The sequence below is a fragment of the Sinosporangium siamense genome (genome assembly GCF_016863435.1).
Classification (GTDB): domain Bacteria; phylum Actinomycetota; class Actinomycetes; order Streptosporangiales; family Streptosporangiaceae; genus Sinosporangium; species Sinosporangium siamense.
The window spans coordinates 219,244-245,068 of the sequence record NZ_BOOW01000008.1; the positions used below are offsets into that span (position 1 = coordinate 219,244).

The window sequence follows — 25,825 nt, forward strand, 5'->3', positions numbered from 1 at the left end:
CGTCCGGACTATGACACCGGGGCAGTTGAGTGAGGTGCTGGGGGAGCCGCCCGAGCCGCGTGGGGCTTGGGTGGATGAGGCGGTCTACGTGTCGGCCGTGGCGTTCAAGGCGGGGGGGCGGGCGCGTGAGGTGGGCGAGGGGCTGGCCGCTCGGCTTCGCGGGCTTCGAGGGGTGGGGGAGGTCCGGGTCAGGGGGGCGGGGTTTGTGGAGATTGTTGTGACGGTGCCGGGGGAGGTGGTGCGGGAGATCGTGGCCGGCGGGCCGCAGGGGGGCAAAAGCGAAGTGTGCCGCCGCCAATGGTCGGATCTGCCGCGGACCTGGGAGAACCCTGGCTTCGTCGTGAGATATGCCTACTTCCGGGCTTGTGCCGTACAACGTTGGGCGCACGATCTGGGAGTACGGCGGGAGCCGTTCAGGGCGGAGGAGCTGGTCGATCGGCGTGATCGGGCGGTGGTGCGGGCGCTGGCGGAGGTGGCGGGGCGGCGGGTGAGCCGTGAGCCGGGGTGGGCCGCCTATCTGGAGCGGCTGGCGATGGTTTATCACGATGCTCATGAGGGGGCTTCCGCCGTACCACAGGGGGATGAAACGGGCACTGAGTTGCACACGGCGCGGTTGTGGCTGGCGGAGGCGGTGCGGGTGGTTCTGGAGGAGGGGTTGTCGCGCCTGGGAGAGCCGCTTCCGGGCAGAATGTGATCTTGTCTAGGGGGTCGCGAACGCACGGCGAAGGCACGCCAACAGGAAAGATCTTCCGTCAAGCCGCCGTTTGAGCATGAAAAATTACGAAAAACCCTCGCGTTCGTGTCTCGTCAGGTGAGCAACCGTCCCACGGGGATCTGCACGTCCGATAGCCTCGATCGGGTGAGTCGTTTCGTCCATCCCGCAGGTGATCGGCACGCGGAAATGCTGCCGCAGGAGCGCCCCCCTCGCCCGCCCTCCGACCTCAACACGCTGCATCCGGCGATCTGGCCGGCGACCGCCGCGCGCACGAGTGGAGCGGTCACGATCGGCGGGGTCGACGTGCGTGAGCTCGCCGAGCGCTACGGCACGCCACTCTACGTGCTGGACGAGGAAGACGTCAGGTCCAGGTGCCGCGACTTCCGCGCGGCCTTCGAAGGCAGCGACGTGCACTACGCCGGCAAGGCGTTCCTCTGCAAGGAGCTCGTGCGCTGGATCGACGACGAGGGCCTCGGCCTCGACGTGTGCAGCGGCGGTGAACTCGCCGTGGCGCTCAGCGTCGGCTTCCCCGCCGAGCGCATCACGATGCACGGCAACAACAAGTCGGCCGCCGAGCTGGAGAGCGCCCTCGCCGCTGGGGTCGGCCGCATCGTCCTCGACTCCTTCGAGGAGATCGCCCGCCTCGGCGCCCTCGCCGAGCGGCTGGACGTGCGGCCCAAGGTCCTGATCCGGGTCACCACCGGCGTCGAGGCGCACACGCACGAGTTCATCGCGACCGCGCACGACGATCAGAAGTTCGGCCTGTCGCTGAGCAGCGGCGCCGCCGCCGAGGGTGTGCGCCGCGTGCTTGACCAGCCCCGGCTTGAGCTGGTCGGGCTGCACTCCCACATCGGCTCGCAGATCGTCGACACCGCGGGGTTCGAGGTGGCGGCGCGGCGGCTGGCCGTGCTGCTGGTCGAGATCAGGGAACGGCACGGCCTGGTCCTGCCCGAGCTCGACCTCGGCGGGGGATACGGCATCGCCTACGTCGAGGCCGACACGACCCCCGACATCAAGGTGATCGCCGACGGCCTGCGCGAGATCGTGGCCAAGGTGTGCGCCAACGCCGGACTGCCGATCCCGCGGCTCACCGTCGAGCCCGGCCGGTCGATCGTCGGCCCCGGCGGCGTGACGCTCTACGAGGTGGGCACGGTCAAGGACGTCGAGGGGCTCCGGACCTACGTCAGCGTCGACGGCGGCATGAGCGACAACGTGCGCACGGCGCTCTACGGAGCGGATTACACCGCGCGGCTCGCCTCCCGCGAGAGCGAGGCCGCGCCGATGCTTTCGCGCATCGTCGGCAAGCACTGCGAAAGCGGTGACATCGTCGTGCGCGATCACTGGCTGCCGGCCGACCTCGTCGCCGGCGACCTGCTCGCGGTCGCGGCGACCGGCGCCTACTGCCGGTCGCTCGCCAGCAACTACAACTATCTGCCGAAGCCCGCGGTCGTCGCGGTCAAGGACGGGATCTCCCGGCTCATCGTGCGTGGTGAGAGCGTGGACGACCTGCTGAGGGGACAACTGTGAAACCGCTGAAAGTCGCACTGCTCGGTTGCGGTGTCGTCGGCTCCCAGGTGGTGCGGCTGCTTCAGGAGCAGGCCGACGACCTCGCCGCCCGCGTCGGCGCCCCGCTGGAGCTCGCCGGGATCGCGGTGCGCCGCCTCGGCCGCAAACGCGACGCCGACGTCGACCCGGCGCTGTTCACCACCGACGCCGAGAGCCTGGTGACGCGGGACGACGTCGACATCGTGGTCGAGGTCATCGGCGGCATCGAGCCCGCCCGTTCGCTGATCGTCGCGGCCATGGCCAAGGGCAAGTCGGTCGTGTCGGCCAACAAGGCCCTGCTGGCCGAGGACGGCGCGACCATCCACGCGGCGGCCAAGTCCGGCGGCGCCGACCTTTACTTCGAGGCCAGCGTCGCGGGCGCCATCCCGCTGCTGCGCCCGCTGCGCGAATCGCTCGCCGGCGACCACGTCCAGCGGGTCCTCGGCATCGTCAACGGCACGACCAACTACATTCTCGACAAGATGGACTCCACGGGAGCGTCGTTCAGCGACGCGCTGGAGGAGGCGCAGGCGCTCGGTTACGCCGAGGCCGACCCGACCGCCGACGTCGAGGGCTTCGACGCGGCGGCCAAGGCCGCCATCCTGGCCGGTCTGGCCTTCCACACCCGGGTCACCGCGGCCGACGTGCACCGCGAGGGCATCACCGAGATCACCGCTGCCGACGTCGCGAGCGCCAAGGCCATGGGCTATGTGATCAAGCTGCTCGCCATCTGCGCGCGTTCCGACGACGGCCGCTCGGTGGGGGTGCGGGTGCACCCCGCCATGATCCCGAGGACCCACCCGCTGGCCGGTGTGCGCGAGGCCTACAACGCGGTGTTCGTGGAGGCCGAGTCCGCCGGGCAGCTCATGTTCTACGGCAAGGGCGCGGGTGGCGCTCCGACGGCTTCCGCCGTACTCGGCGACCTGGTCGCGGTGGCGCGCAACCGGCTGGCCGGCACGCGGGGGCCGGACGAGTCGACCTACGCCGAGCTCGCGGTCCACCCGATGGGCGACACCGTCACCCGCTACCACGTCTCGCTCGACGTGGCGGACAAGCCCGGTGTGCTCGCGCGGGTCGCGGAGATCTTCGCCAATCACGACGTGTCCATCCAGACCGTGCGTCAGGAGGGCCGTGGGGACGACGCCCAGCTTGTGCTCGTGAGCCATCGGGCGTCCGATGCGGCGCTCTCGGCCACCATCGACACGCTCCGCGGCATGGACATCGTCCGGGCGGTCGTCGGCGTCATGCGCGTCGAGGGGGACGACACACCCTGATCAAGGGGGTTCGACCGCGGATGCCGGGGGTGATCGTCACCTCCGGCATCGCTTTTTTACCGGGTGCTAACACTGTGACCATGCAGCATGGTGATGTTCAGGATCCTCCAAGCAACTGAAGGTAGGTTGGACTTTGCCCCTCGTAGCCAAGTCCATATAGGAATCCTGTCAGGTGACCGACAACATCCCGACTCCTCAGGGTTACCTGCGCACACCCACCGGGCCACCGGAGGTGTTGCGGTGGTCTCACGGACAGCCGATGTTGGCGGGTGAACCGCTGCGGGAGCCCCTGACGGCGGGGCACACGGCGCCACTCCGGCAGTCGGCGGGGCTGCGGGTGGAGTGGCCCGGGCGGCCCGCGGAGGTGTTTCCCCTTTTAGAGGCGCTGGCCTCGGCGGGGGTGCCGATGTTCTCCGCGGAGGTGCCGCGATGGGCCGTTGAGCGCGACGGCGACCTCGCCGCGCTGCTGACCTCCTGGCATCCCGCCCGCCACGCCGACACCTCCACACGCTCGGTGACCGACCTGCGCCGCGAGGAGCACAGCGTACGGCTCCGCCGGCACGCGGCGCGCCGGGAGAGGCCGGCGACGACCCCGGTCAGCGTGGTCATGTCGAGCATGCGCCCGCACCTGGTCGGATCGGCCCTCGCCCAGATGGCCGCGCAGCGGGGCGTCGAGGTCGAGGTGCTGCTCGGACTGCACGGCGTCGGCGCCGACCACGAGGAGGTGCGCCAGGCCGTGGCGGCGAGCCCGCTGCCGGTGACGGTGGTCGAGGCCGGCCGGGACGTGCCATTCGGCGAGATGCTCAACCGCACGGCGGCGCGGGCCGGCTGCGACACGATCGCGAAATGGGACGACGACGACTGGTACGGCCCCGAGCACCTGTCCGACCTGCTCATGGCCAGACGCTATTCCGGAAGCGAGGTCGTCGGCACCGCGCCGGAGTTCTTCTACCTCGAACCCATCACCACGACCATCAGGCGGACCGACTATTCGAGCGAGGTCTGGAGCGACCACGTCGCCGGCGGAACCATCCTGCTCGACACCGCGCTTCTCCGCGAAGTCGGGGGATTCGCGGCCGAGCCACGCGGCGTCGACGCCAAACTGCTCGCCGCCGTGCGCGCCGCGGGAGGCCGCGTCTACCGCACCCACGGGCTCGGCTACGTCCTCAGACGCGCGCTCGGCGATCACACCTGGCGGCTTCCGCTGGCTCATTTCCTGCGGCTGAGCACCAGGCAGTGGCACGGATTCCGGCCAAGCCTGATCATGGAGGTCCAGTGACGGAGCGACCCGGCACAGCACATCGGAACGGGTCCCTCACGGTGCCCGGCCCGCGCGGCGCGGCGATCCCGCGGATCTCCGGCAACGAATACACCGTGCTCGATCCGCCCGGCCTCGGCACGTGGACACCGTCGCTGCGGGTGAGCGTCGTCATCCCGGCCTACGGCGGACAGGACAAGCTCGATCTGGTGCTGGCGGGGCTCGCCGCCCAGACCTACCCGAGCGAGCTGATCGAGGTCCTGGTCGTGGACAACGGGAGTTCGCCGCCGCTCCGCCTGCCGCACCTCAAGCCCGGCGGCACCCGCCTGCTCGTGTGCGGCGCGCCCGGCCGGGCCAACGCCCGCAACGCGGGGCTCACCGAGGCCACCGGGGACGTCGTGCACTGGCTGGACTCCGACGTGGTGCTCGCCCCCGGCGCCATCGAGGCCCAGATGCGGTGGCACCACCTCGCGCCCTATCTGGTCGTCACGGCCTACCTGCGCTTCACCGAGGCCGCGCTGCCCGCGCCCGGCGAGATCGCCGGCGCCGACCTCGCCGCGCTGTTCGAACCGGCCGAACCCCACGCCTGGCTCGTCGACCTCATCGACCGCACCGACGGCCTCACCGGCGACCCCCACCGCGCCTTCAGCCTGCACGTCGGCGGCGCCACCTCGGTCAACGCCGCCCTGCTGCGCGGCGCGGGGCCGATGGACACCGACCTCATCCTCGGCCAGGACACCGAACTCGGCTACCGGCTCGCCCAGGCGGGCGCGGTCTTCGTGCCGGAACCGGAGGCGCTCGGCTATCACCTCGGGCCGACTATGCGCATGCGCGGCAAGGCGCCCATCGACCGCGTCAGCCACGCGCTCGTCGCCGACCGCATCCCGGCCTACCGCTGGTTGCGCTCCCATCCGGGCCGGCAGTGGAAGGTGCCCTACGTCGAGGTGGTCGTGGACGCCGAGGAGGCGGGTTATGACGAGGTGCGCGCCACCGTCGACGCCGTGCTGGCGGGCACCGTACCCGACGTGGCGGTCGCGCTCACCGGCCCCTGGGACGACCTCGTACCCGAGCGGCGCGCCCCCCTGACCGACCCCCGGCTCGACCTCGTGCTGCTGCGCGGTCACTACGCGCCGGAGGGGAGAGTACGGCTGGCCCCGGCGGACGGGGGATCGGCCCCGCCGGCGGCGCCGTACCGGCTGCGGATCCCCGCCGGGTGGGTGCCGGGGGAGGACGGGCTGGCCGGGCTCCTCGACGTCGCGAGGGAGGGCGGATACGGGCTGGTCGCGGTGCTGCTCGACGAGGACGACGAGCAGGTGTACGCCGCGAGGCTGGAGCGCACGTCGGCCTTCGCCAGGGCCGAGGTGGTGCGGGCCGAGGGGGAGCCGCTCGACGACGTGGTCGACGAGGTGGCCGGGGTGATGTGGGTGGACGCCGAGTCTTGCGGGTTCCACCGCGCCGGGGGGGCGCCGCCGTACGTCGGCAGGCGCAGCGCCTACCGGGCGCGCGTCGAGGCGGAGGCGGAGGTCGCGCGGCGCGTGAAAGAGGTGGAACGGCTGCGCGCGCAGGTGGCGCGCTGGCGTGAGGAGGCCGGCAAGTGGCGCCGCAGCACGGTCGAGCTGCGGCGTGAGGTCGGCTCCCTGCGCCGCGAACTGGGTGCGGCGCAACGTGCGCACAAGGGGCTGCGGGCGTTGCTGGCGACGTCCGTCAAGCGGGCGCTGCGGCGTGACGGACGTCTGGATCGTAAGTGAGCGTTGGTCTTCCGCCGGGTGGGTGGCGGGCCGTGCCATATCGGCGTGCCGGGTCAGATGCGACGGGCCACGCCGCATAGGAAGTAGGCGCCGATTCCCCGGTAAAGCACGGGGTGTCCGCCGTCGGGACGCCATTCCGGAAGGTTCACCATGCCTGGGGGCTCCAGCTCGAATCCCTCGAAGAAGCGGGCGATCTCGGCCTCCGTACGGGTGATGAAGGGCGTCGACGCCTTGCTGTAGACCTGGCGCACGCCGGGGGCGGCGGCGGGGCGCGCGTCGATGGCGACGTGCGAGAGCACCAGATAGCTTCCGGGGGCCATCGCCTCACGCAAGGTCGCGATGATGCCGGCGGGGTCGTCCTCGTCGGCGATGAAGTGCAAGATGGCCAGCAGCATGATGCCCACCGGCCGGTCGAAGTCGATGAGCTCGCGCACCTTGGGGTTGTCGAGGATCTCCCGGGGGCGGCGCAGGTCGCCCTCGATCATGGAGACGTTCTCGTCGCGGGCCAGGATCGCGCGGCCGTGCACGCCGACGACGGGGTCGTTGTCGACGTAGACGACCTTCGAGTCGGAGGTGGCGGCCCTGGCGACCTGGTGCACGTTCTGCAAGGTGGGCAGGCCTGCCCCGATGTCCAGGAATTGATGGATCCCGGCATCCGCCATGAATCGTACGGCGCGGCCGAGGAAGGCGCGGTTTTCCCGGGTGCTGAACCGGATCTCCGGCACCAGTGCGAGCACCTTCTCCGCAGCTTCACGGTCCGCTGCGAAGTTGTCCTTGCCGCCCAGGTAGTAGTCATACATGCGCGCCACGTTGGGGATGCGCGTGTTGACACCAGGAGGTCCCTGCTCGACCACAGTCCTGCCCTTCGGCGGTAGATGTCCCTACTTTCCCGGGATCTTATAGCTTGTGGGGATTTGAGCGATATCAAATCGAGGCTGGAGATATGAACTCTTAGCTGGAATGATCACCTTCATGCCCGACGAGACCGTCGATTCCCCCGAAGTCCGACCACGTCGTGCTCTTGGGCTTGATTTGGCCGATGGGGTCAGCCGAGTCAACCTCTCGGCCTGTCTGTCGCTGGCCTTGTTCTCCACGATGGTGATCTCCTTCGTGCCCGCGGCACAGCCCTTCGTGATCACCGAGCTCCTCGGTATGTCCTCCGAGGAGAAGGGGCGCATGGTCGGCCTGCTCGGGGTGGCCGCGGAGATCGCCATGATCGCCAGCCTGGCGTGGTATGGCGCCCTCGCCGACCGGGTGGGGCGCAGGCCGGTGGTAATCGCCGGGTTCACCCTGTGCGCCGCGGGGGTGGCGCTGTTCCCCTTCGCGGGCAACGAGGCGGTCCTGGTGGGGCTGCGCGTGCTGTTCGCACTCGGCGTCGCCGCGCTCACCACCATGTTGTCCACGGTCGCCATCGACTACGTGCGAGATTCCTCACGCGGCAAGTCCTACGGCCTCATCGGGGTCTTCAGCGGCCTCGGCGCGCTCGTCGCCGTCCTCGTGCTCGTGCGCATCCCGCAGCAGCTCGAAGCCGGCGGCATGGCCCCGGCGACCGCCGCCCGCCTGTCGTTCGGCGTCGTCGCCGCCGGGGTGCTGGCGGTGGGCGCGCTGGTGTGGTCGACGATGTCCAAGGCCCAGGTCAGCCGCACCGCCGCGCGTGTCCCCCTGCACCGCCTGGTCGCCGAGGGCGTCGCCCTCGCCAAGGACCCCGGCGTCGCGCTCTCCTACGCCGCCGCGTTCGTGGCCCGGGCCGACCTCGCCGTGGTGGCGGGGTTCATGACGCTTTGGGTGCAGGACTACGCGGTCAACGAGCGCGGCATGTCGGCCGCCGAGGCCCTGGCCCGCGGCGGCGCCGTCGTCGGCATCGCTCAAACCGTGGCGTTGCTCGCCGCGCCGCTGTTCGGCTGGCTCGGCGACCGTATGCAGCGGCAGAACGTCGTCATCCTGGCCCAGGCGGTGGCGGCGGTCTCCTACCTGTCCACGCTGCTCATCAGCGACCCCCTCGGCTCGGGCATGATGATCGTCGCCGCGCTGGTCGGCCTGGGGGAGATCGCCGGCATCGTCACCGCCGGCCCCCTCCTCGCCCAGCAGGCCCCCGCCGACGTGCGAGGCTCGGCCTTCGGCGTGCAAACCCTGTGCGGCGCCGCCGGCATCCTCACGGTCTCGGCCCTCGGCGGCCTGCTCTACGACGTGTGGCGTCCCGCCGCGCCCTTCGTCGTCTCAGGCACCCTCGGCCTCCTCGTCGTGATCTTCGGCCTGATCGTGCGCCGCCGCATCCGGCCCCTCCCCGAATCCCAGCCGTCCCCTGTGACGAGCGGCCTGGCGTAAGAAATGCGATGCCCACCCCCGGGCACTCGCCGGACCATCCCATAACGTGGCCGATCGCCCGTCCTCACGGCGCGGGTGCGGCGCACCGCCGGTGACCAAACCGCGCGCCGCCGGTCGACGTCGGCGATCGCCCGTCCTCGCGGTAGCCGTACGGCGGGGCCGCATCGGCGCACCCCGTCCGGCGCCGAGTCAGCGGCGCTGGAGGGCGGCGGGTCAGCGGCGCTGAAGGGCGTCGCGCATCTTGGCCAGCCAGCTCTCCGGGGGGGCCTCGCGTTTCCCGGCAGGCGGTTGTGCGGCGCCGGAGGGTGCGGGTTTGGCTGCGTCACGCTCCGGGGCGGCGGACTCGGCGGCGGCCGGCACAGGACGGCGTGGCGCGGGCCAGTAGTCGCTCGCCTGGCTCCGCCGTATGCCGTGGGTGGCGTCGACGATCTCCCGCAGGTCGTCGCCGGGGGCGGCGAGGAGGCGGGCGCGGTTGAGGGCGTCTGTGCGCTCCAATGTGGCGGTGCGTCCGCCGGGGAGGTCGATCACGAGCACACCCGGGCGTTCCCGCTGGACGGTTTCCACCATCTTCTCCAAGGTCCGCCGCCCGAGCGGGACGTCGACAGGCCCGACATATCGGTATGGCACGGGCGACGGGCTCACCGCCACCTCGTCCCGCAGCCGCACCCGCTCGTCGTGCGAGTAGTGCTCCCGCAGGGCGCGCAGGTCGAACGACGGATCCTCCAGCACCGGCCGGCGGCCCGCGGGCAGCGCCGACCACGGTGCGATCAACGTCACCACCACATCCTGCAACGATCCGCTCAGCGCCGCGCCAACCCCCTCGCGCACGACCTCCTGCGCCACCCCGCCGACCTCGAAGACGATCTCGATGTACGGCACAAGCCAGTGTCGCCCCGGCTCCTTGCGCAGATCGCGCCGGAGCGGCACCCGGTGCGCGAGGAAGGGCTCAACGGCCCGGACGGCCCGCCCGGGCTCGCGGCGCTGGGAGGGCAGCCCGAGATGGACCGCGTCGGCTGCCATGTCGGGAATGAACACGACCCCGTGCATGGCGAGCCGGTAGGCGAACTCGGTGTCCTCCCCCCTGAGCACCTGCGTGTCCAGCCCTCCCACGGCCTGAAATGTCTCCTTGCGCAGGGACAGGGTGGGACCCGTGCACACGTGGTAGGGATTGCGGCTGGTACGTAGCCCGTCGGTGCGGGCGATGGTCGCGGACGTCGAACTGGGGACGGTGGACTCCGCCGGGAAAAGCGCCTCGAACGCGCCCATGGCCACCTTGTCGTGCACGTCGCCCGGTGAGTGGGACACGTCGTCGGTGAACCGTTTGATGCCGATGGTCACGAGGTGGTGGGCCTTGTGGTGCCAACGGGCCAGGGCCTTGATGTGCTCGCGGCAGGTGACCATGTCGGCGTCGAGGCGCTGGATCAGCTCGCCCTCGGCGGCGCGCACCCCCATGTTGACCGCGTGGGCGATGCCCCATTCGCCGTCGCGGGCCTCGCGGCCGAGACGGACGAGACGCGTGTGCTCGGGGGCGATCCCGGGGAGGCGCAGCGGCGGCGCGCTGCCGTCGTCGACGACCACGACCTCCATGAGATGCGCCGGGTAGGTCTGCGCGGCGAGCGCGGCGAGTGTGAGGTCGAGCGCCTCCTGGTTGCAGTGGGCGGGCACCACGACGCTGACGCTGAGCGAGGGAGTCCAGCCCGACAGGGGCGGCGGCGAGATCGGCGAATAGTCGTTGTGCCTGATCAGCGGCTGCCCGGCCCGGCGGGTGCCCGGCCCCGGGGGAGCCTGCGGCCTGCCGGGCGGCGAAGAGTCCGGCGCGGCGATGCGACTCGCTCCACCCGTCATCGTCAGACACTCCTCCTAAAAGTCACCGGTGATCGTATTGATCGTTGGACCCTGCTGATCGTTACTGATCGTTGCCTGAGCCTGGCCCGCACTCTTGGCGCGTCGCGCCGGCCTCGGCGAATCCGACCGGCGGCGGCCACTGCCGGTGGCGCCGGACGGTCGATCGTCGGTCGAGTAGAACATGGCTCACGATCAAAGACTATTCATCGATCGCGTTAACGCGCTGTTAGCGATAATTTGTCGCCGACTCTCGTGCGGCGGCTCCGTCATCGTGTGCCGTGGCTCGGTCCACATGGTGAAACCGCCTCCAACGGCGCTCCGTGGATGCCCGTAGACTCTGTCAGCAAACACAGCGGTAGCGCGCCGATGGCCCCTCTGAGCAGCCCGGCGCATAAGGAGAAATCATGACCAGGGCGTGGCGTGGCCTGATCGAGGAATACCGTGACCGGCTTCCCGTGACCGCGACGACGCCGGTTGTCACTCTCCTCGAGGGAGGCACCCCACTGCTCCCGGCTCGCGTGGTTTCCGCGCTCACGGGCTGTGAGGTGCACCTCAAGGTGGAGGGCGCCAACCCGACCGGCAGCTTCAAAGACCGCGGCATGACCATGGCCATCAGCAAGGCCGTGGAAGAGGGGGCCAAGGCGGTCATCTGCGCCTCTACGGGCAACACCAGTGCCTCCGCCGCCGCCTACGCGGTGCGTGCCGGGCTCACCTGCGCGGTGCTCGTGCCCCGCGGCAAGATCGCCATGGGCAAGCTCGCCCAGGCGCTCGTGCACGGCGCCAAACTGCTCCAGGTCGAGGGTTCCTTCGACGATTGTCTGGAGATGACCAGAAAATTGTCGGAAAATTACCCGATCGCCCTGGTCAACTCGGTGAACCCATACCGCCTCCAGGGGCAGAAGACCGCGGCCTTCGAGATCGTCGACGCCCTCGGCGACGCGCCCGACGTGCACTGCATCCCGGTGGGCAACGCCGGCAACATCTCGGCCTACTGGATGGGCTATAGCGAATACGCGGCGGACGGCACCGCCACGCGGGCGCCGCGCATGTTCGGCTTCCAGGCCAGCGGCGCCGCCCCGATCGTCACCGGCGCTCCGGTGACCAGGCCGCACACCATCGCCACCGCGATCCGCATCGGCAACCCGGCGTCGTGGCATCTCGCCGAGGCCGCGCGCGACGAGTCGGGTGGCGCGATCCAGGCCGTCACCGACCGCCAGATCGCCGCCGCCTACAAGCTGCTCGCGCAGGAGGAGGGCGTGTTCGTCGAGCTCGCCTCCGCCGCCAGCGTCGCCGGCCTGCTCCAGGCGTGTGAGCAGGGGGCGATCGCACGAGGGCAGCGGGTGGTCTGTACGGTTACCGGCAACGGCCTGAAAGACCCCGACTGGGCCATCTCAGGTGCGCCCTCGCCGGTCACGATCCCGATCGACGCGCACGCCGCGGCGCTCGCGCTCGAACTGGCCTGAGCGCGGCAGGCGCGGGTCCGCCCGCGACGAGCCGGGTCCGCGGGTGTGGATTCGATCTGATCGGTCCACACATGCTGATCAGCTCATATGGTGCAGATCGGTCCACAGCGTGCCGATCAGCCCGCACTGTGCTGATCGGCAACACTGTGCTGATCGTCAACACTGTGCTGATCGGTCAACATTTGTGCTGATCAATCAACATTGTGCTGATCGGTCAACGCGGTGCTGATCGGTCACCGTTGTGCGATCCGATGTCGCGCCACCTCGCGTTTCGCGGGTTCGGGGCGTCGGGTCCCGGAGGGGGCCGGGGTGTGTGTTCCGGGGTGTGTGTCCGGGATCGAGGTGTCCGAGGCCGGGCGCGGGGCTCGCCCCGCCGTCCCGGCGCCGGGGCCTGTGACCCTGCCGTTGACCCTGGGTTTTCACCAGGTTTTTCCATCCGAACCGACAACGATTCCATCGACGCGATTCCTTCCGAGGGGACCATGCCCGAGAGCACGACAGTCGTCGTCCGTGTGCCCGCCACGTCCGCCAATCTGGGCCCCGGCTTCGACTCGCTGGGACTCGCGCTCACTCTGTTCGACGACGTCGAGGTCACGGTCACGCGCGGGGACGGCGCCGTGCCCGGCGTCGCCGTACAGGTCGAGGGGGAGGGAGCGGGCGATCTTGACCTCGGTGAGGGGCATCTGATCGTGCGCGCGATGTTCGCCGCGCTCGCCCGGGCCGGTGTGGAGCGGCCGGCGGGCATCCGGCTCAAGTGTGTCAACCGCATCCCGCACGCCCGTGGGCTCGGCTCCTCGTCCGCCGCCATCTGCGCCGGTATCCTCGCCGCGCGGGCGCTGTGCGCTCCGGAGATGACCGATGACGAGGTTTTTGCCCTGGCCACCGAGATGGAGGGGCATCCCGACAACGTCGCACCCTGCCTCTACGGCGGCTTGACCATCGCGTGGACCGATCCGTCGGGGGTGCCACACGTCGAGAAACTGATCCCGCACGCCGGGCACCGTCCGGTGGCGATCATCCCCGCCGAGCGGTTGTCCACCGAGGTGGCGCGAGGGTTGCTGCCCGCCGAGGTGCCGCACGCCGACGCGGCCGCCAATGCCGGGCGGGCCGCGCTTCTGATCGCGGCTCTCATGCAGGGCCCAAAAACCGATCTTCTACTGGCCGCGACAGAAGATCGGCTGCATCAGGATTATCGCGCGCCTGCGATGCCGGACACCCTCGATCTGGTAAAACGTCTTCGTGCAGTGGGCATCCCGGCGGTGGTCTCCGGGGCAGGCCCCACCGTCCTCGCATTCTTGTCAGCGAAATCTCAGGATTTGATCGCCTCAGTAGTGGGTACTCCCTGGCACATCCAGCCACTGGACGTCGAAACAACCGGTTCGCACGTTCGGTCTCCCGAGACACGCTGATCCTATTAGACCTTCAGGGAATAGCTGTGTGCGCTGGTGATGTTAGGCTGATAGCCGCATCAGATGCCCCCTTGTTGGGTGCGTGCTGGTCAGTCTCACATCGCTGCACCGTGCGTCACGGCGGTCTCCCTGAGTTCATTGCCTCCGGTTGGCCCACACCCGGTTGGCGCGGCGAGAGCCGGCGTTTGAGGGGACTTGCGCGTTCGAATCATTCGACATCTGGTTGGCGGTACCACCCCGGGGGGAAACCTCCGGACCCCCACCGCTGGCGAATCTCGACGGTGATCCCATGAACGCACCAGTTCCTGACCATGACGGCCGTCCTGCCGGACGGCCGGAAGGCATGGTTACACCTCCGAAATTCGTGCAGTCCGACCCGGTCTGTCCCGCCGGGTCGCACCAACGGGACGTCCGACCGATCATGTCCGGCGCCCGACCCCTGGGAAGGACCCTTAGTTGAGCGACACCACCGAACTCCTCTCCGACACCGGCGCGGCCACGCAGCCGGCGGCCGGAGACACCCCTGCGCGCGCGGCGCGACCGCGCCGTCGCTCCGGCACCGGCCTCTCGGCCATGGTGCTGCCTGAGCTGCAGGCGATGGCCTCCGGTCTCGGCATCAGCGGGACCGGGCGGATGCGCAAGAGCCAGCTCATCGCGGCCATCCAGGAGAAGCAGGGTGTGTCCGGTGACGGCACCACGGCCGCCACCGACAGCGAGGCCGGCGCGACCGCCGCAGCCGCCCCGCGCACCGCCAAGGCCGCCCAGCCGGCCGAGGCCGCGGCCCCGGCTCCGGCCGAGCGCCCGACCCGCACCCGGCGCGAGCGTTCGCGTCCCGCGGCGGCGCCCGAGCCGGCACCCGAGCCCGTCGCCGCCGAGCAGGCGCCGGTGATCGCCGCCGCCGAGCCGGTCGTCGAGCAGCGGGAGGCCCCGCAGGCCGAGGCCAGGCCCGAGCGCGGCGAGGGCCGTCGCGAGCGCCGCACCCGCGGCGACCGCTCTGACCGCTCTGACCGCTCCGACCGCTCCGAGCGGGGCGACCGCGCCGAGCGCGGCGACAGGTCCGAGCGGAGCGACCGCATGGACCGTTCTGACCGTTCCGACCGTTCCGACCGCCGTGACAGCCGCGACAGCCGTGACCGGGGCGACAGCCGTTCCGACCAGCGCGCCGCCGACGCCGGCGACCGCGGTCAGAGCCGCGGTGACCAGAGCCGGGGCGGCGACCAGGACGACGACCGCCGCGGGCGCCGCGGCCGGTTCCGCGAGCGCAACCGCCGCGGTCGCGACCGCTTCTCCGACAACGAGCCGATGATCGCCGAGGACGACGTCCTCATCCCGATCGCCGGCATCCTCGACATCCTCGACAACTACGCCTTCGTGCGCACCAGCGGCTACCTGCCCGGCGCCAACGACGTCTACGTCTCGCTGGCGCAGATCCGCAGGCACGGGCTCCGCAAGGGCGACGTCATCACCGGCGCGGTGCGCCAGCCCCGCGACGGCGAGCGGCGCGAGAAGTTCAACGCGCTCGTGCGCCTCGACACCGTCAACGGCATGGACCCCGACCAGGGGCGCAACAGGCCCGACTTCAACAAGCTCACGCCGCTCTACCCGCAGGAGCGCCTGCGCCTTGAGACCGAGCCCAACGTCCTGACCACCCGCATCATCGACCTCGTGTCGCCGATCGGCAAGGGCCAGCGCGGGCTCATCGTCTCCCCGCCCAAGGCGGGCAAGACCATGGTGCTCCAGGCCATCGCCAACGCGATCACGCGCAACAACCCCGAGTGCCACCTCATGGTCGTGCTCGTCGACGAGCGCCCCGAAGAGGTCACCGACATGCAGCGGTCGGTCAAGGGCGAGGTCATCCACTCGACCTTCGACCGTCCGGCCGAAGACCACACCACGGTCGCCGAGCTCGCCATCGAGCGCGCCAAGCGTCTGGTGGAGCTCGGTCACGACGTCGTCGTGCTGCTCGACTCGATCACCCGTCTCGGCCGCGCCTACAACCTGGCCGCGCCCGCCTCGGGCCGCATCCTGTCCGGTGGTGTCGACTCGACCGCGCTCTACCCGCCGAAGCGTTTCTTCGGCGCCGCCCGCAACATCGAGAACGGCGGCTCCCTGACGATCCTCGCCACGGCGCTCGTCGAGACGGGCTCCAAGATGGACGAGGTCATCTTCGAGGAGTTCAAGGGCACCGGCAACGCCGAGCTCAAGCTCAACCGCTCTCTGGCGGACAAGCGCATCTTCCCCGCGGTCGACGTCGACGCGTCCGGCACGCGCAAGGAAGAGATCCTGATGTCCAAGGACGAGCTGCAGATCGTCTGGAAGCTCCGCCGGGTGCTCCACGCGCTCGACATGCAGCAGGCGCTGGAGCTGCTCCTTGAGAAGATGAAGGAGACCAAGTCCAACGCGGAGTTCCTGCTCCAGGTGCAGAAGACCACGGTCAGCTCCGACCGCGACTGACACTCGCGGCGCCCCGGCGGATTCCGCCGGGCACGCACACGCATGAAGGACGGGCCGCCGAGCGGCGGCCCGTCCTTCGGCGTCTCCGGCCGTTCACGTGCCCCTCCCCGCCCGCTTCGCGGGAAGAGCGCAACATCATGTGTGATCTTCCGGCAATGGGGCTATCCCTAGGGTGAGAACGCCTGCCCGCTCCATTCACCGCGCCCCTGGTTTACGGCAGCCTGAAGTCCGTCTAGGTGGAGAATTCCGGGCAATCCATGCGTGGCGTGAAGCGAGGAGCGGAAGGAACATGGCTGCCGACATGGCTATGGGGACGCGTACGGCACAAGCCCCACTACGCGACAGGGTGCCACTTGGCCCGAAGGGGCCGATCGGCCTCCTCGTCGATCCCGCTACCTGGCGGGCTTTGCCGTACCTCGTGATGGGGCTGGGGTTCGGGACGCTCTGGTTCCTCGTGGTCAGCGTCGGGCTTTCGGTGTCGCTGTCGCTGATCTTCTTCTGGGTGGGGGTGCCGCTCGCGGCGCTGACGATGGTGGTGTGGCGGGGCGCGGCGATGTGGCATCGGCGGCTGATCCGGCTGGCCTTCGGCGTGGATATCCCCCGCCCCTATCTCCCGAAGCCACAGGACGCCGGTTTGATCCGGCGGATCACGTGGATGCTCGCCGATCCCGCTACCTGGCGGGATCTCGCTTATCTCCTGCTTCTGCTCCCGCTCGGGGTGGTGGAGACCGTCGTCATGATCGTGCTGTGGGTGTGCACCTTCGGGTTCCTCACCGCCCCGCTGTTCCTCCTGGCCGGCGAAGGCTTGTCGATCACCGCCTCGCTGGTCCTCGACACCTGGACCGAGGCGTTCCTCGCGGTGCCGGTCGGGGTGCTGCTGTTCGGCCTCACGTTGTACGGCGTGCGCGGCCTGGCGTGGCTCCACGCCACACTCGGCGGCGCTCTGCTCGGCCCCGACCAGCGTGAACTCGCCGAACGTGCCGCTCGGTTGCAGGCCAGCCGGGCCCGGGGGGTCGACGCGGCAGAGGCCGAGCGGCGCAGGATCGAGCGCGACCTCCACGACGGCGCTCAGCAGCGCCTCCTGTCGGTCGCGATGGATCTCGGCCGGGCCCAGGAGAAAATGGGGGACGATCCGGGCGCCGCCTGGGAACTCGTCGCCCAGGCCCACCTCAGCACCAAGGCCGCCATCGCCGAGCTGCGCGACCTGGCCCGCGGGATCTATCCGGCGATTCTCACCGACCGCGGGCTGGACGCCGCGTTGTCGGCGCTCGCCGCCCGATCCGCCATCCATGTGGACGTCTCGGTCGACCTCGGCGAACGCCCGCCGGCTGCGGTCGAGAGCATCGCCTACTTCACCGTCGCCGAGTCCCTCGCCAACATCACCAAACACTCGGCGGCGACCGAGGCGTCGATCCGGGTGTCCCGCGAGCTGGACCGGGTGGTGGTCGAGGTCTTCGACAACGGCCTAGGCGGCGCGGTGACGACCCCGGGCGGCGGTCTGGCGGGCCTCGCCGACCGGGCCGCCACCATCGACGGCATCCTGTCGATCGACAGCCCCGCTGGGGGGCCGACCCTGCTCCGGGCCGTGTTGCCGTGTGAGTGGTGAGCCCGGTGGTGCTCCCGTGGGATCTCGCGGTCCGTGGAATCTCCGGGGAGGCACCCCTGCTCCATGTGGTTTTGCCCTGTGAATGGAAGGCGGCGGTGGTTAGTGTGACAGCGTGCGTGTGGTGATCGCTGAGGATTCCGTGCTTCTGCGCGAGGGGCTCGTGCGCCTCCTGGCCGACGGCGGCATCGAGACCGTGGAAGTGGTCGGTGACGGGCCGGGGCTGGTGAGAGCGGTCCAAGAGCACCGTCCAGACCTCGCGCTCGTCGATGTGCGCATGCCGCCGAGCCACACGGACGAGGGGCTGCGCGCCGCCCTCGAAGCCCGCAAGCAGCGGCCTGGCCTGCCGATTCTCGTGCTCTCGCAATATGTCGAGGAGAGCTATGCCACCGAGCTCGTCGGCCGGGGGGCTGCCGCGGTGGGTTACCTGCTCAAGGAGCGAGTCGCGGATGTGGCCGAGTTTCTCGCCGCGGTGCGCAGGGTGGCGGCAGGGGGGACGGTCATCGATCCCGAGGTCGTGGTCCAGCTGCTGAGCCGGCGGCGCAGGGACGACCCCCTGCACATGCTGACCGCCCGGGAGCGTGAGGTGCTCGCCCTGATGGCGGAGGGACGGTCGAACGCGGCCGTCGCCTCACGGATGACCATCACCGAGGGGGCGGTGGAGAAGCACATCTCCGGAATTTTCGCGAAGTTCGGTCTTGAACCGGCTACCGAAGATCACCGCAGGGTGCTGGCGGTGCTGACCTATCTCCGGCGTTGATCGGGTGGGGGCCGGCCGGGCGCAGGGTGCCGGATGCGGACCGTCGGCTCTGCCTGCCGTTTCCCCGGGGTGTCGAACGTTTCGCGGCCTCTGACGCCGTACGGCGGGAGCCCGGATAGCAGGCTCCCGCCGTACTCAGCGGCTTGCTCGCGGCTCGCCGGCCGGCTGCCGCGGCGCTTGGCGATCGGCACGTGATGCCCCACGACATCCGTGCCGATCTCCGCAGGATGAGCTTATTTCACCGGCGCGCTATCGGACGTTGACGCTGATGGCGCGGGAGGTCTTGCCGTAGGTACGGCTGGTGCCCGCGACCTTGACGCGGTAGTAGCCGTCGCGCTTGGCCTTGATCTTCTTGGCGAACTTGCCGGACTTGGTGGTGCCGGCGCTCGTGACCAGCCTCCAGTCGCCGCCCTTGCTCTTGAAGTAGACGTTGACGAGCTTGCTCTTCCACGGGGAGTAGCCGCGGTAGACGGTGCCGTAGGCCTTGATGTACTTCCCGGCCTTCAGCGAGCGCGGGGTCACCTTGAAGACGATGGAGGAGCGGAGCTTGCTCGCGGCGCCGCGTACGACGGTGAAGCCGCGGGTGCCCTTGATGCTGTCGTCGCCGCGCTTGGCCACGACCTCGAGGGTCCAGTCGCCGGTCGTGGTGGTGCCGTCCATGTAGGCCGAGCCGCGGAAGATGCCGTCGTTGTCGCGGGTTTCCAGCTCGCCCAGGTCGTAGTACTCGTCGGTGGTGTCGCTCACCAGCCTGGCGGTGACCTTGCCGGCGTCCTTGCGCACGCCGTTCACCTCGGCCTTGACGCTGACCTTGGTCTCGTCGCCCGACTTGACGGTGACGGGGTTGGGAGAGATGAGCGCGCCGGTCACCGCGACGACCGGGTCGACGGCGATCTCCTCGTCACACGCGGCGGAGCCGCTGCCGCGGGTCGGGGTCAGCTGAAGGACCCACTTGCCGTGCTTGTCGTCCTTCGTGATGGTGAAGGTGGTGGTGACCGATGCGGTGCCGAGGGACTCCGCCCGCTCGTTCGCGTCCGTGACGGTCGGCGCGGCGGGCAGCTGGAAGTCGGTGAGCGTGGCCGGCGTGCTGTTGCCGACCTTGGTGATCGTGGCGGCGAGCTTGGTCAGGTCGGGTACGGCCTGGTCCTTGTCGGTGCCGGTGCCGCCCTTGCGGCTCCACTTGCCGTCGGCCTTCTTCCACAGGTCCTTCACCGTTGCCGTGACGGTGACCTTGTTGTCAGTCTTGAAGGGGACGAAGGCGTCCTTGACTTCAAGTTTCGTGATGTCGCTCCCTCCGACGCATTTCGGAGCGGCGGCGACCGGCGCCACTGCCGAGGCCAGACCACCCGCGAAGACGGCTGCCCCCGAGGCGGCTGCTAAAAGCAACCGTGTGCCCTTCTTCATGATGCGATGCCCCTTACATCGTTTAGTGATAAGTAAGTTACGGTTTGGGGTCCGGAGCCTAGTGTGACGGCAGTTGCGCCTGCTACCCGATCCGGGGGGTCCGCTGGGGAATGTTCCGTGGCCTGGGGAGGTTCAAGCGTCTGGCACACTGGTAGCCGAACCGAAGCGGTACCGGTTCCCGTCCGCCCACCACGATCGGGGGTTCGCCCCCGCCGGCCGCTTGCGCGGCTGAGCGAGTCCCTCGGCTGAGGGCTTGTCGGGGTGCGGGCGATCCGGCGACCGCGAAGTCGAGAGGAAACCGATCATGAGGCGTGACATCCACCCCGATTACGTGGTGACCCAGGTGACCTGCACCTGCGGCAACTCCTTCACCACGCGCAGCACCGCCAAGAACGGCACCATCCACGCTGATGTGTGCTCCGCCTGCCACCCGTTCTACACGGGCAAGCAGAAGATCCTCGACACCGGCGGCCGGGTGGCCCGCTTCGAGAAGCGCTTCGGCAAGAAGGCCGAGAGCAAGTAGCTCGCGTCAGGCGCCGACCCGGATCTCACCCGCACTGTGCTGCCCGCACGGTGCTGGGGTGCGCCGGGTCGGCGTTCTTGGTGATGAGGGGCCTTTTCCGCCACGGAGGGATGCGACGTGAATCTCGACGAGCTGCTCGGTGAACACGCCGAGCTTGAACTCAAGCTGGCCGATCCCAGCGTGCACGCCGACCAGAACAAGGCTCGGTCATATGGCAAGCGTTACGCGGAGCTGACCCCGATCGTCGCGACCTACCGCGAGCTCATCACCGTGCGCGAGGACCTGGCGGCGGCCAAGGAGCTGGCCGGCGAGGACCAGTCGTTCGCCGACGAGGCCGCCGAGCTCGCGGCCCGCATCCCCGTGCTGGAGGAAAAGCTCCGTCACCTGCTCATCCCGCGCGATCCCAATGATGACAAGGACATCATCATGGAGATCAAGGCCGGTGAGGGCGGTGAGGAGTCCGCGCTGTTCGCGGGTGACCTGCTGCGCATGTATCTCCGCTACGCCGAGCGCACCGGCTGGAAGGCCGAGGTCATCGACGCCCAGCACTCCGACCTCGGCGGCTACAAGGACGTCACGGTCGCGATCAAGGGCAAGGGCAACGAGGGCGTCTGGTCCCGGCTCAAATACGAGGGCGGCGTGCACCGCGTGCAGCGGGTGCCGGTCACCGAGTCCCAGGGGCGCATCCACACCTCCGCCGCCGGCGTCCTCGTCTACGCCGAGGCCGAGGAGGTCGACGTGCAGATCGACGCCAACGACCTGCGCATCGACGTCTTCCGCAGCTCCGGGCCCGGCGGGCAGAGCGTCAACACCACCGACTCGGCGGTCCGCATCACGCATGTGCCGACAGGTGTGGTCGTCTCCTGCCAAAACGAGAAGAGCCAGTTGCAGAACAAGGAGTCGGCGCTGCGCATCCTGCGGGCCCGGCTGCTCTCCATCGCGCAGGAGGAGGCCGAGGCGGCGGCGGCTGCCGACCGCAAATCCCAGGTCCGCACGGTCGACCGCTCCGAGCGTGTGAGAACCTACAACTTTCCCGAGAATCGCATCTCCGATCACCGTGTCGGCTTCAAGGCGTATAACCTCGATCAGGTTCTGGACGGCGAACTCTCCGCCGTGATCCAGGCGCTGACCGATGCCGAGATGGCGGAGAAGCTCGCCGCCCATTCCTAGGCCTGCCATGACCTTTCTGCTCGACGAGATCGCTCTCGCGACCGCCCGCCTGGCCGAGGCCGGGGTGCCCTCCCCGCGCACGGATGCCGAAGAGATCGCCGCATTCGTTCACGGGGTGCGCCGGGCTGAGCTCCATACGGTCAAAGACGCCGATTTCGACGCGCTGTTCTGGGAGGGCGTGTCGCGCAGGGAGTCCCGCGAGCCCCTCCAGCACATCACCGGCAGGGCCTACTTCCGCTACCTCTCCCTTGACGTGGGGCCGGGTGTCTTCGTGCCCAGGCCCGAGACCGAGGTGGTCGCCGGCTGGGCGATCGAGCGGCTCAACGAGATGGACGTCGCCGCGCCCGTCGTCGTCGACCTCGGCACCGGCTCGGGGGCCATCGCCCTGTCGATCTCCCAGGAGGTCGCGCTCGCCCAGGTGCACGCCGTCGAGGTCGACCCCGACGCCTACGGCTGGGCCAAGCGCAACATCTCCGAGCACGGCCAGGGCCGGGTCACGCTCCATCCCGAAGACCTCGCCGACTGCCTGCCCGAGCTCAACGGGCAGGTCGACCTGGTGATCTCCAACCCGCCCTACATCCCCCCCGGCGCCGTCCCGCGCGACCCCGAGGTGCGTGACTACGACCCCGCCCGCGCGTTGTACGGCTCGGGCCGGGACGGCCTCCAAGAGGTCCGTGCCGTCGAGCGCACCGCGCGGCGGCTGCTGCGCCCCGGCGGGCTCGTCGCCGTCGAGCACGCCGACGAGCAGGGCCGTTCGGTCTATTTGACCTTCCCGGAGGACAACGGCTGGCGCGACGTCCGCGTCCACCAGGACCTGACCCGCCGGGATCGCTATGTCACGGCTCGCTTCGGCCAGGAATAGGATGACGAGCCGTGAGCCGACGTTATGACTGCACAGACGACAAGCAGCGTGCCGCGGCGCTGACCGACGCCGTCGCCGTGCTTCAAAAGGGCGAATTGGTCGTGTTGCCCACGGACACGGTCTACGGCTTGGGCGCCGACGCCTTTAGCCGCACCGGTGTCAACGCCTTGCTGGAGGCCAAGGGGCGCGGGCGCGACATGCCGGTGCCCGTGCTGGTCGGCACCACGTTGGCGGCCACCGCCCTCGTCGACGGTCTCGGCCTCTACGGCCAGGATCTCATCGACGAGTTCTGGCCCGGTCCGCTGACGCTGGTCTGCCGGGTCAACCGATCCCTGTCGTGGGATCTCGGAGAGACCAAGGGCACCGTCGCCCTCCGCATGCCGGACGACCCGATCGCGATCGAGCTGCTCAAAGAGACCGGTCCGCTGGCAGTGAGCAGCGCCAACCGCACGGGAGCCCCCGCCCCCGTCTCGGTCGCCGAGGCCGAGGCGCAGCTCGGCGAGTCGGTGGCGGTCTATCTCGACGGCGGTGTGCGCGACGTCAACACGCCGTCCACGATCCTCGATCTCACCACGGCGGTGCCGCGTGTGTTGCGGCGAGGAGTCATCTCCGTGCAAAAGCTACGGGGCATCGTCGGCTACGTCGCGACGGACGAGGAACCAGAGACCTCAAGTTAGTTCCATACCAACTCAATATTTCCTTGGTCATTCCTGGGGACGTAGGGCTTTCGCGCGGTTACCGTGATGTTGGCCGATACATCCGGGAGAGTCGATGGGTAAGTTCGACGGAATGGATCCCCAGCTCGTCCGCGGGCTGCTGGCAGAGGTCAAGAACGCGGCCTCCCAGATGAGATCCATCGAGGGTCGGATCACGCAGATGCTGAGCGCGGCGGGGCTACCCGCCCGTATCGTCTACCCGCCCTCCCAGATCGCCGAGAACATCGACCGCATGATTCGTGAGGTCACCCGGCGGGTCGAGCTTTTGGAGAAGGAAGAGAAACAGCGGGTCTCCGCCTCCGCCCCTCCGGTCGACGGCCAGGCGCGCCCCGCGGACGGCGGCTCCACCGGCACGACAGACGGCGGCAACGCAGGCGGCGACAACGCAGGCGGCGACGCCAAGAACGAGTCGCCCGACGACAAGAAGCAGAACGAAGGCCAAGGTCAGGCCCAGGGCGAGGGCCAGCGCAAGGTGGATCCCGGCTCCGGGGGCACCGGCGACGCCAAGAGCGGCGAGGCCCAGAAGGGCGCCGACACGAAGGCCGACAAGCCGGAAGCCGGCAAGGGCGCCGAGGGTGATGCCAAGGGCGACAAGCCGGAAGCCGGCAAGGACGCCAAGGACGCCGACGGCGCTAAGGGTGGTAAAGGCGCCGAGGATTCTAAGGACGGCAAAGGCGCCGACGGCGATGCCAAAACCGGAGGCGACGCCAAAGTCGGGGGCGATGCCAAAGTCGGGGGCGATGCCAAAGTCGAGAAACCCGAAGCCGGCAAGGACCCCAAGGATGCCGACGGCACTGCCAAGGGCGACAAGGGTGCCGAGGGTGGCGCCAAGGGCGACCAAGGACATGACAGCGGCAAGGACGGCGCCAAGGGCGACCAGCCCTCTGACAAGGGTGAAAAGGACTCCAAGGGTGGAGGCGCGGACAGCGGCCGAGGTGGATCCGAGGGGTCCAAGGACGGTCAGCGCGATGAGCCCAAGGAGGAGCGCGGGTCGAGAGGTGAGCGCGAGGCCGACCGGCCCGGTGGCGGCGGGGACTCTACGGACAAGCGGGATGCCGCCGATGGCCGGGGCGATTCCCGCGGTGAGCCGAAGAACGATCAGGGCGCGAAGGGAGACCGCGCCGACCTGCCCCGGAACGCGGAGAGCGAGTCGCGGGGCCCCGGCGTAGGGGCGAGCTCCGACGGTCAGGACCGGGTGGAGACGGCCCCCAAGGAGAACGACGATCGCGACCGCGCGGACACCCGCAGCAAGGACGGGAGCGACCGGGACGCCTCCGACCCGCGAAACAAGGACTCCGGTGATCGGCGTGAGTCCTCGGATCGTGATCGGTCTGATGTGCGTGGTGGGGATTCGGCTGGTCAGGGGTCGGTGGACACTCCGGGTAGGGATCACCCGGATGACAGTGATCGGTCTGATTCGCGGAGCGGGGACTCCGGTGATCGGCGTGAGTCCTCCGATCGTGATCGGTCCGGCGCGCGAGGTGGGGACTCCGACGGTCGGCCGGATTCGCGAGCGAAGGAGCCGGGCGGTCAGGGTGGTGCGGACTCGTCCGGTGGAGGGCGTTCCGACGACGGGGGCCGTGGGGACGCCGATCGCGGGGAGAGCCGGGGCAAGGACGGGAGTGAGCGGGATCGGGCCGGGGATCGGGGGAGCGGGCAGGACCGGATCGACACCCCGCGCAAGGATCATCCGGACGACCAGGACACGCGCGGTGGTCGGCGGGTGGTCGAGGTCGACGGGGTCAAGGTGGTCGAGCGGCCCATGGGGCCGCCGCCGACACCGGCGGAGATCCGCGACATGATCGCCAACGCTCAGCCTATGGAGACGCCGCGGGCCGACGATCTCGTGCTCAACGATCCCAAGGTGGACGCCCGGAATCCGTACGCGTTGGCGGACGGGCCTCCGGGCCGGATCGAGGGCACACCGGACCCGAAGGTGAAGCCCGATTTCCCGATACCGGACACCGTGGAATATGCGGACGGCAGCCCTGAGACGTCCGCCTCGGACGCGCGGCAGGCGAAGGGTGACACCACCGGCGGCACGGAGCGCGCGGGGCTTGGCGGGGCCGACAGAGCCGCCGAGAGGAGCCTGGGCGGCGACGCCCCGGGCCGCGGGGCCGATGTGCAGGACGCGAGCTATCGCGAAGACGACCGTGTGGGCCGTGGGGCCGATGTGCAAGACGCGAGTTACCGCCAGAGTGACGGCGCGGGCCGCGGAACCGACGTGGAGGACGCGAGTTATCGCGAAGGGGACGGCGACCGCGGCACGAAGGGTGAACGGTCCCAGGAGCCTTGGCGCGACCGGATCGCGACGGGCGGCGAACCGGTCGACGGCGGAGATTCCCCCGGGGACCGGGAGAATAGGGCGGAGAGTCCGCGGGAACCGGATCGCTCAGGGAACCGGCAGATCGTGGACGAGCCGGCGCAGACGCAGCAGGACGAGTGGGACTCCAAGGGGGAGCGGTCGCGCGAGCCCGAGGGGATGGCGGAGGCCCGAGAGCGCTCCGGTGCCGCCCCCGGCACCTCAGGCGAATACCTGGGGGAGCCTGCGACGAGCGAGGATGAACGCGATTCCAAGGCCGAACGGTCGCGTGACCCCGGCCGGGACGCCGGTGACGGTGGCTCCACCCGGGACGGCGACCGGGACCAGAGCGACCGGGACCCGAGCGATCGGGACACGAAGGATCGGAACCCGAGCGATCGGGACGCGAACGGCCAGGACACGGGTGACCGGGACGCGAAAGATCGGGACCC

At 69.8% G+C, this 25,825-nt stretch carries 18 protein-coding genes and 1 pseudogene; 16 read left to right on the top strand and 3 right to left on the bottom strand.

Features of this window, described 5'->3' with window-relative positions:
* Positions 1 to 10 precede the first annotated feature (10 nt).
* The 5 genes from Ssi02_RS07235 to Ssi02_RS07255 all read left to right on the top strand — a co-directional run bounded on the left by Ssi02_RS07235 (position 11) and on the right by Ssi02_RS07255 (position 6,540).
* On the top strand, positions 11 to 694 hold the full coding sequence (locus tag Ssi02_RS07235; RefSeq protein WP_204022458.1) for a DALR anticodon-binding domain-containing protein: 684 nt from the start codon (positions 11 to 13) through the stop codon (positions 692 to 694).
* A 165-nt stretch (positions 695 to 859) separates the two neighbouring features.
* A complete protein-coding gene (gene lysA / locus Ssi02_RS07240) occupies positions 860 to 2,242 on the top strand; it encodes a diaminopimelate decarboxylase (RefSeq protein WP_204022460.1) in 1,383 nt (460 codons plus the stop codon).
* Positions 2,239 to 3,534: a homoserine dehydrogenase gene (locus tag Ssi02_RS07245; RefSeq protein ID WP_204022462.1), complete on the top strand. Its 1,296-nt coding sequence runs from the start codon at positions 2,239 to 2,241 to the stop codon at positions 3,532 to 3,534. The genes lysA and Ssi02_RS07245 overlap by 4 nt, the downstream gene beginning before the upstream one ends.
* A gap of 172 nt (positions 3,535 to 3,706) precedes the next feature.
* Positions 3,707 to 4,813 (top strand): glycosyltransferase family 2 protein, encoded by a 1,107-nt coding sequence (locus Ssi02_RS07250; RefSeq protein WP_204022464.1) that lies wholly within the window; start codon positions 3,707 to 3,709, stop codon positions 4,811 to 4,813.
* Positions 4,810 to 6,540 (top strand): glycosyltransferase family 2 protein, encoded by a 1,731-nt coding sequence (locus Ssi02_RS07255; protein ID WP_239128667.1) that lies wholly within the window; start codon positions 4,810 to 4,812, stop codon positions 6,538 to 6,540. Before Ssi02_RS07250 ends, Ssi02_RS07255 begins: the two co-directional genes overlap by 4 nt.
* A gap of 53 nt (positions 6,541 to 6,593) precedes the next feature.
* Here the strand turns inward: Ssi02_RS07255 and Ssi02_RS07260 are convergent, their stop codons facing one another.
* Positions 6,594 to 7,394 carry an SAM-dependent methyltransferase gene (locus Ssi02_RS07260; RefSeq protein ID WP_204022466.1) on the bottom strand — a complete coding sequence of 267 codons (801 nt, stop codon included), beginning with the start codon at positions 7,392 to 7,394 and terminating at the stop codon, positions 6,594 to 6,596.
* 118 nt (positions 7,395 to 7,512) lie between these two features.
* Here Ssi02_RS07260 and Ssi02_RS07265 point away from each other — a divergent pair, with 118 nt between their 5' ends.
* Positions 7,513 to 8,865 carry an MFS transporter gene (locus Ssi02_RS07265; protein ID WP_204022468.1) on the top strand — a complete coding sequence of 451 codons (1,353 nt, stop codon included), beginning with the start codon at positions 7,513 to 7,515 and terminating at the stop codon, positions 8,863 to 8,865.
* Between the two features lie 213 nt (positions 8,866 to 9,078).
* On the opposite strand, the gene Ssi02_RS07270 is transcribed toward Ssi02_RS07265, so the two are convergent.
* Positions 9,079 to 10,710, bottom strand: a complete 1,632-nt coding sequence (locus tag Ssi02_RS07270; protein WP_204022470.1) for a glycosyltransferase family 2 protein — start codon at positions 10,708 to 10,710, stop codon at positions 9,079 to 9,081.
* A 404-nt stretch (positions 10,711 to 11,114) separates the two neighbouring features.
* On the opposite strand from Ssi02_RS07270, the gene thrC reads away from it, so the two are divergent.
* From thrC to Ssi02_RS07295, 5 genes are all read left to right on the top strand, one after another.
* Complete coding sequence (gene thrC / locus Ssi02_RS07275; protein WP_204022472.1) at positions 11,115 to 12,173, top strand: threonine synthase; 1,059 nt, start codon at positions 11,115 to 11,117, stop codon at positions 12,171 to 12,173.
* Between the two features lie 482 nt (positions 12,174 to 12,655).
* Positions 12,656 to 13,582: a homoserine kinase gene (gene thrB, locus Ssi02_RS07280; protein ID WP_204022475.1), complete on the top strand. Its 927-nt coding sequence runs from the start codon at positions 12,656 to 12,658 to the stop codon at positions 13,580 to 13,582.
* A 456-nt stretch (positions 13,583 to 14,038) separates the two neighbouring features.
* Positions 14,039 to 16,036 (top strand): transcription termination factor Rho, encoded by a 1,998-nt coding sequence (rho, locus tag Ssi02_RS07285; RefSeq protein ID WP_204022477.1) that lies wholly within the window; start codon positions 14,039 to 14,041, stop codon positions 16,034 to 16,036.
* A gap of 289 nt (positions 16,037 to 16,325) precedes the next feature.
* Positions 16,326 to 17,642: a sensor histidine kinase gene (locus Ssi02_RS07290; RefSeq protein ID WP_204022479.1), complete on the top strand. Its 1,317-nt coding sequence runs from the start codon at positions 16,326 to 16,328 to the stop codon at positions 17,640 to 17,642.
* Positions 17,643 to 17,754: 112 nt separating this feature from the next.
* Positions 17,755 to 18,399: a response regulator transcription factor gene (locus tag Ssi02_RS07295; protein WP_204022481.1), complete on the top strand. Its 645-nt coding sequence runs from the start codon at positions 17,755 to 17,757 to the stop codon at positions 18,397 to 18,399.
* 249 nt (positions 18,400 to 18,648) lie between these two features.
* Here the strand turns inward: Ssi02_RS07295 and Ssi02_RS07300 are convergent, their stop codons facing one another.
* A complete protein-coding gene (locus Ssi02_RS07300) occupies positions 18,649 to 19,800 on the bottom strand; it encodes a hypothetical protein (protein ID WP_204022483.1) in 1,152 nt (383 codons plus the stop codon).
* A 304-nt stretch (positions 19,801 to 20,104) separates the two neighbouring features.
* Here Ssi02_RS07300 and rpmE point away from each other — a divergent pair, with 304 nt between their 5' ends.
* From rpmE to Ssi02_RS07325, 5 genes and pseudogenes are all read left to right on the top strand, one after another.
* Positions 20,105 to 20,323, top strand: coding sequence for a 50S ribosomal protein L31 (gene rpmE, locus Ssi02_RS07305; protein ID WP_204022485.1), 219 nt, complete (start codon positions 20,105 to 20,107; stop codon positions 20,321 to 20,323).
* A 117-nt stretch (positions 20,324 to 20,440) separates the two neighbouring features.
* A complete protein-coding gene (gene prfA / locus Ssi02_RS07310) occupies positions 20,441 to 21,493 on the top strand; it encodes a peptide chain release factor 1 (RefSeq protein WP_204022487.1) in 1,053 nt (350 codons plus the stop codon).
* Positions 21,494 to 21,500: 7 nt separating this feature from the next.
* Complete coding sequence (gene prmC / locus Ssi02_RS07315; protein ID WP_204022490.1) at positions 21,501 to 22,355, top strand: peptide chain release factor N(5)-glutamine methyltransferase; 855 nt, start codon at positions 21,501 to 21,503, stop codon at positions 22,353 to 22,355.
* Positions 22,356 to 22,366: 11 nt separating this feature from the next.
* Positions 22,367 to 23,032, top strand: a complete 666-nt coding sequence (locus tag Ssi02_RS07320) for an L-threonylcarbamoyladenylate synthase (protein ID WP_204022493.1) — start codon at positions 22,367 to 22,369, stop codon at positions 23,030 to 23,032.
* Positions 23,033 to 23,126: 94 nt separating this feature from the next.
* A pseudogene (locus Ssi02_RS07325) lies at positions 23,127 to 25,825 on the top strand (hypothetical protein); the annotation flags it as partial.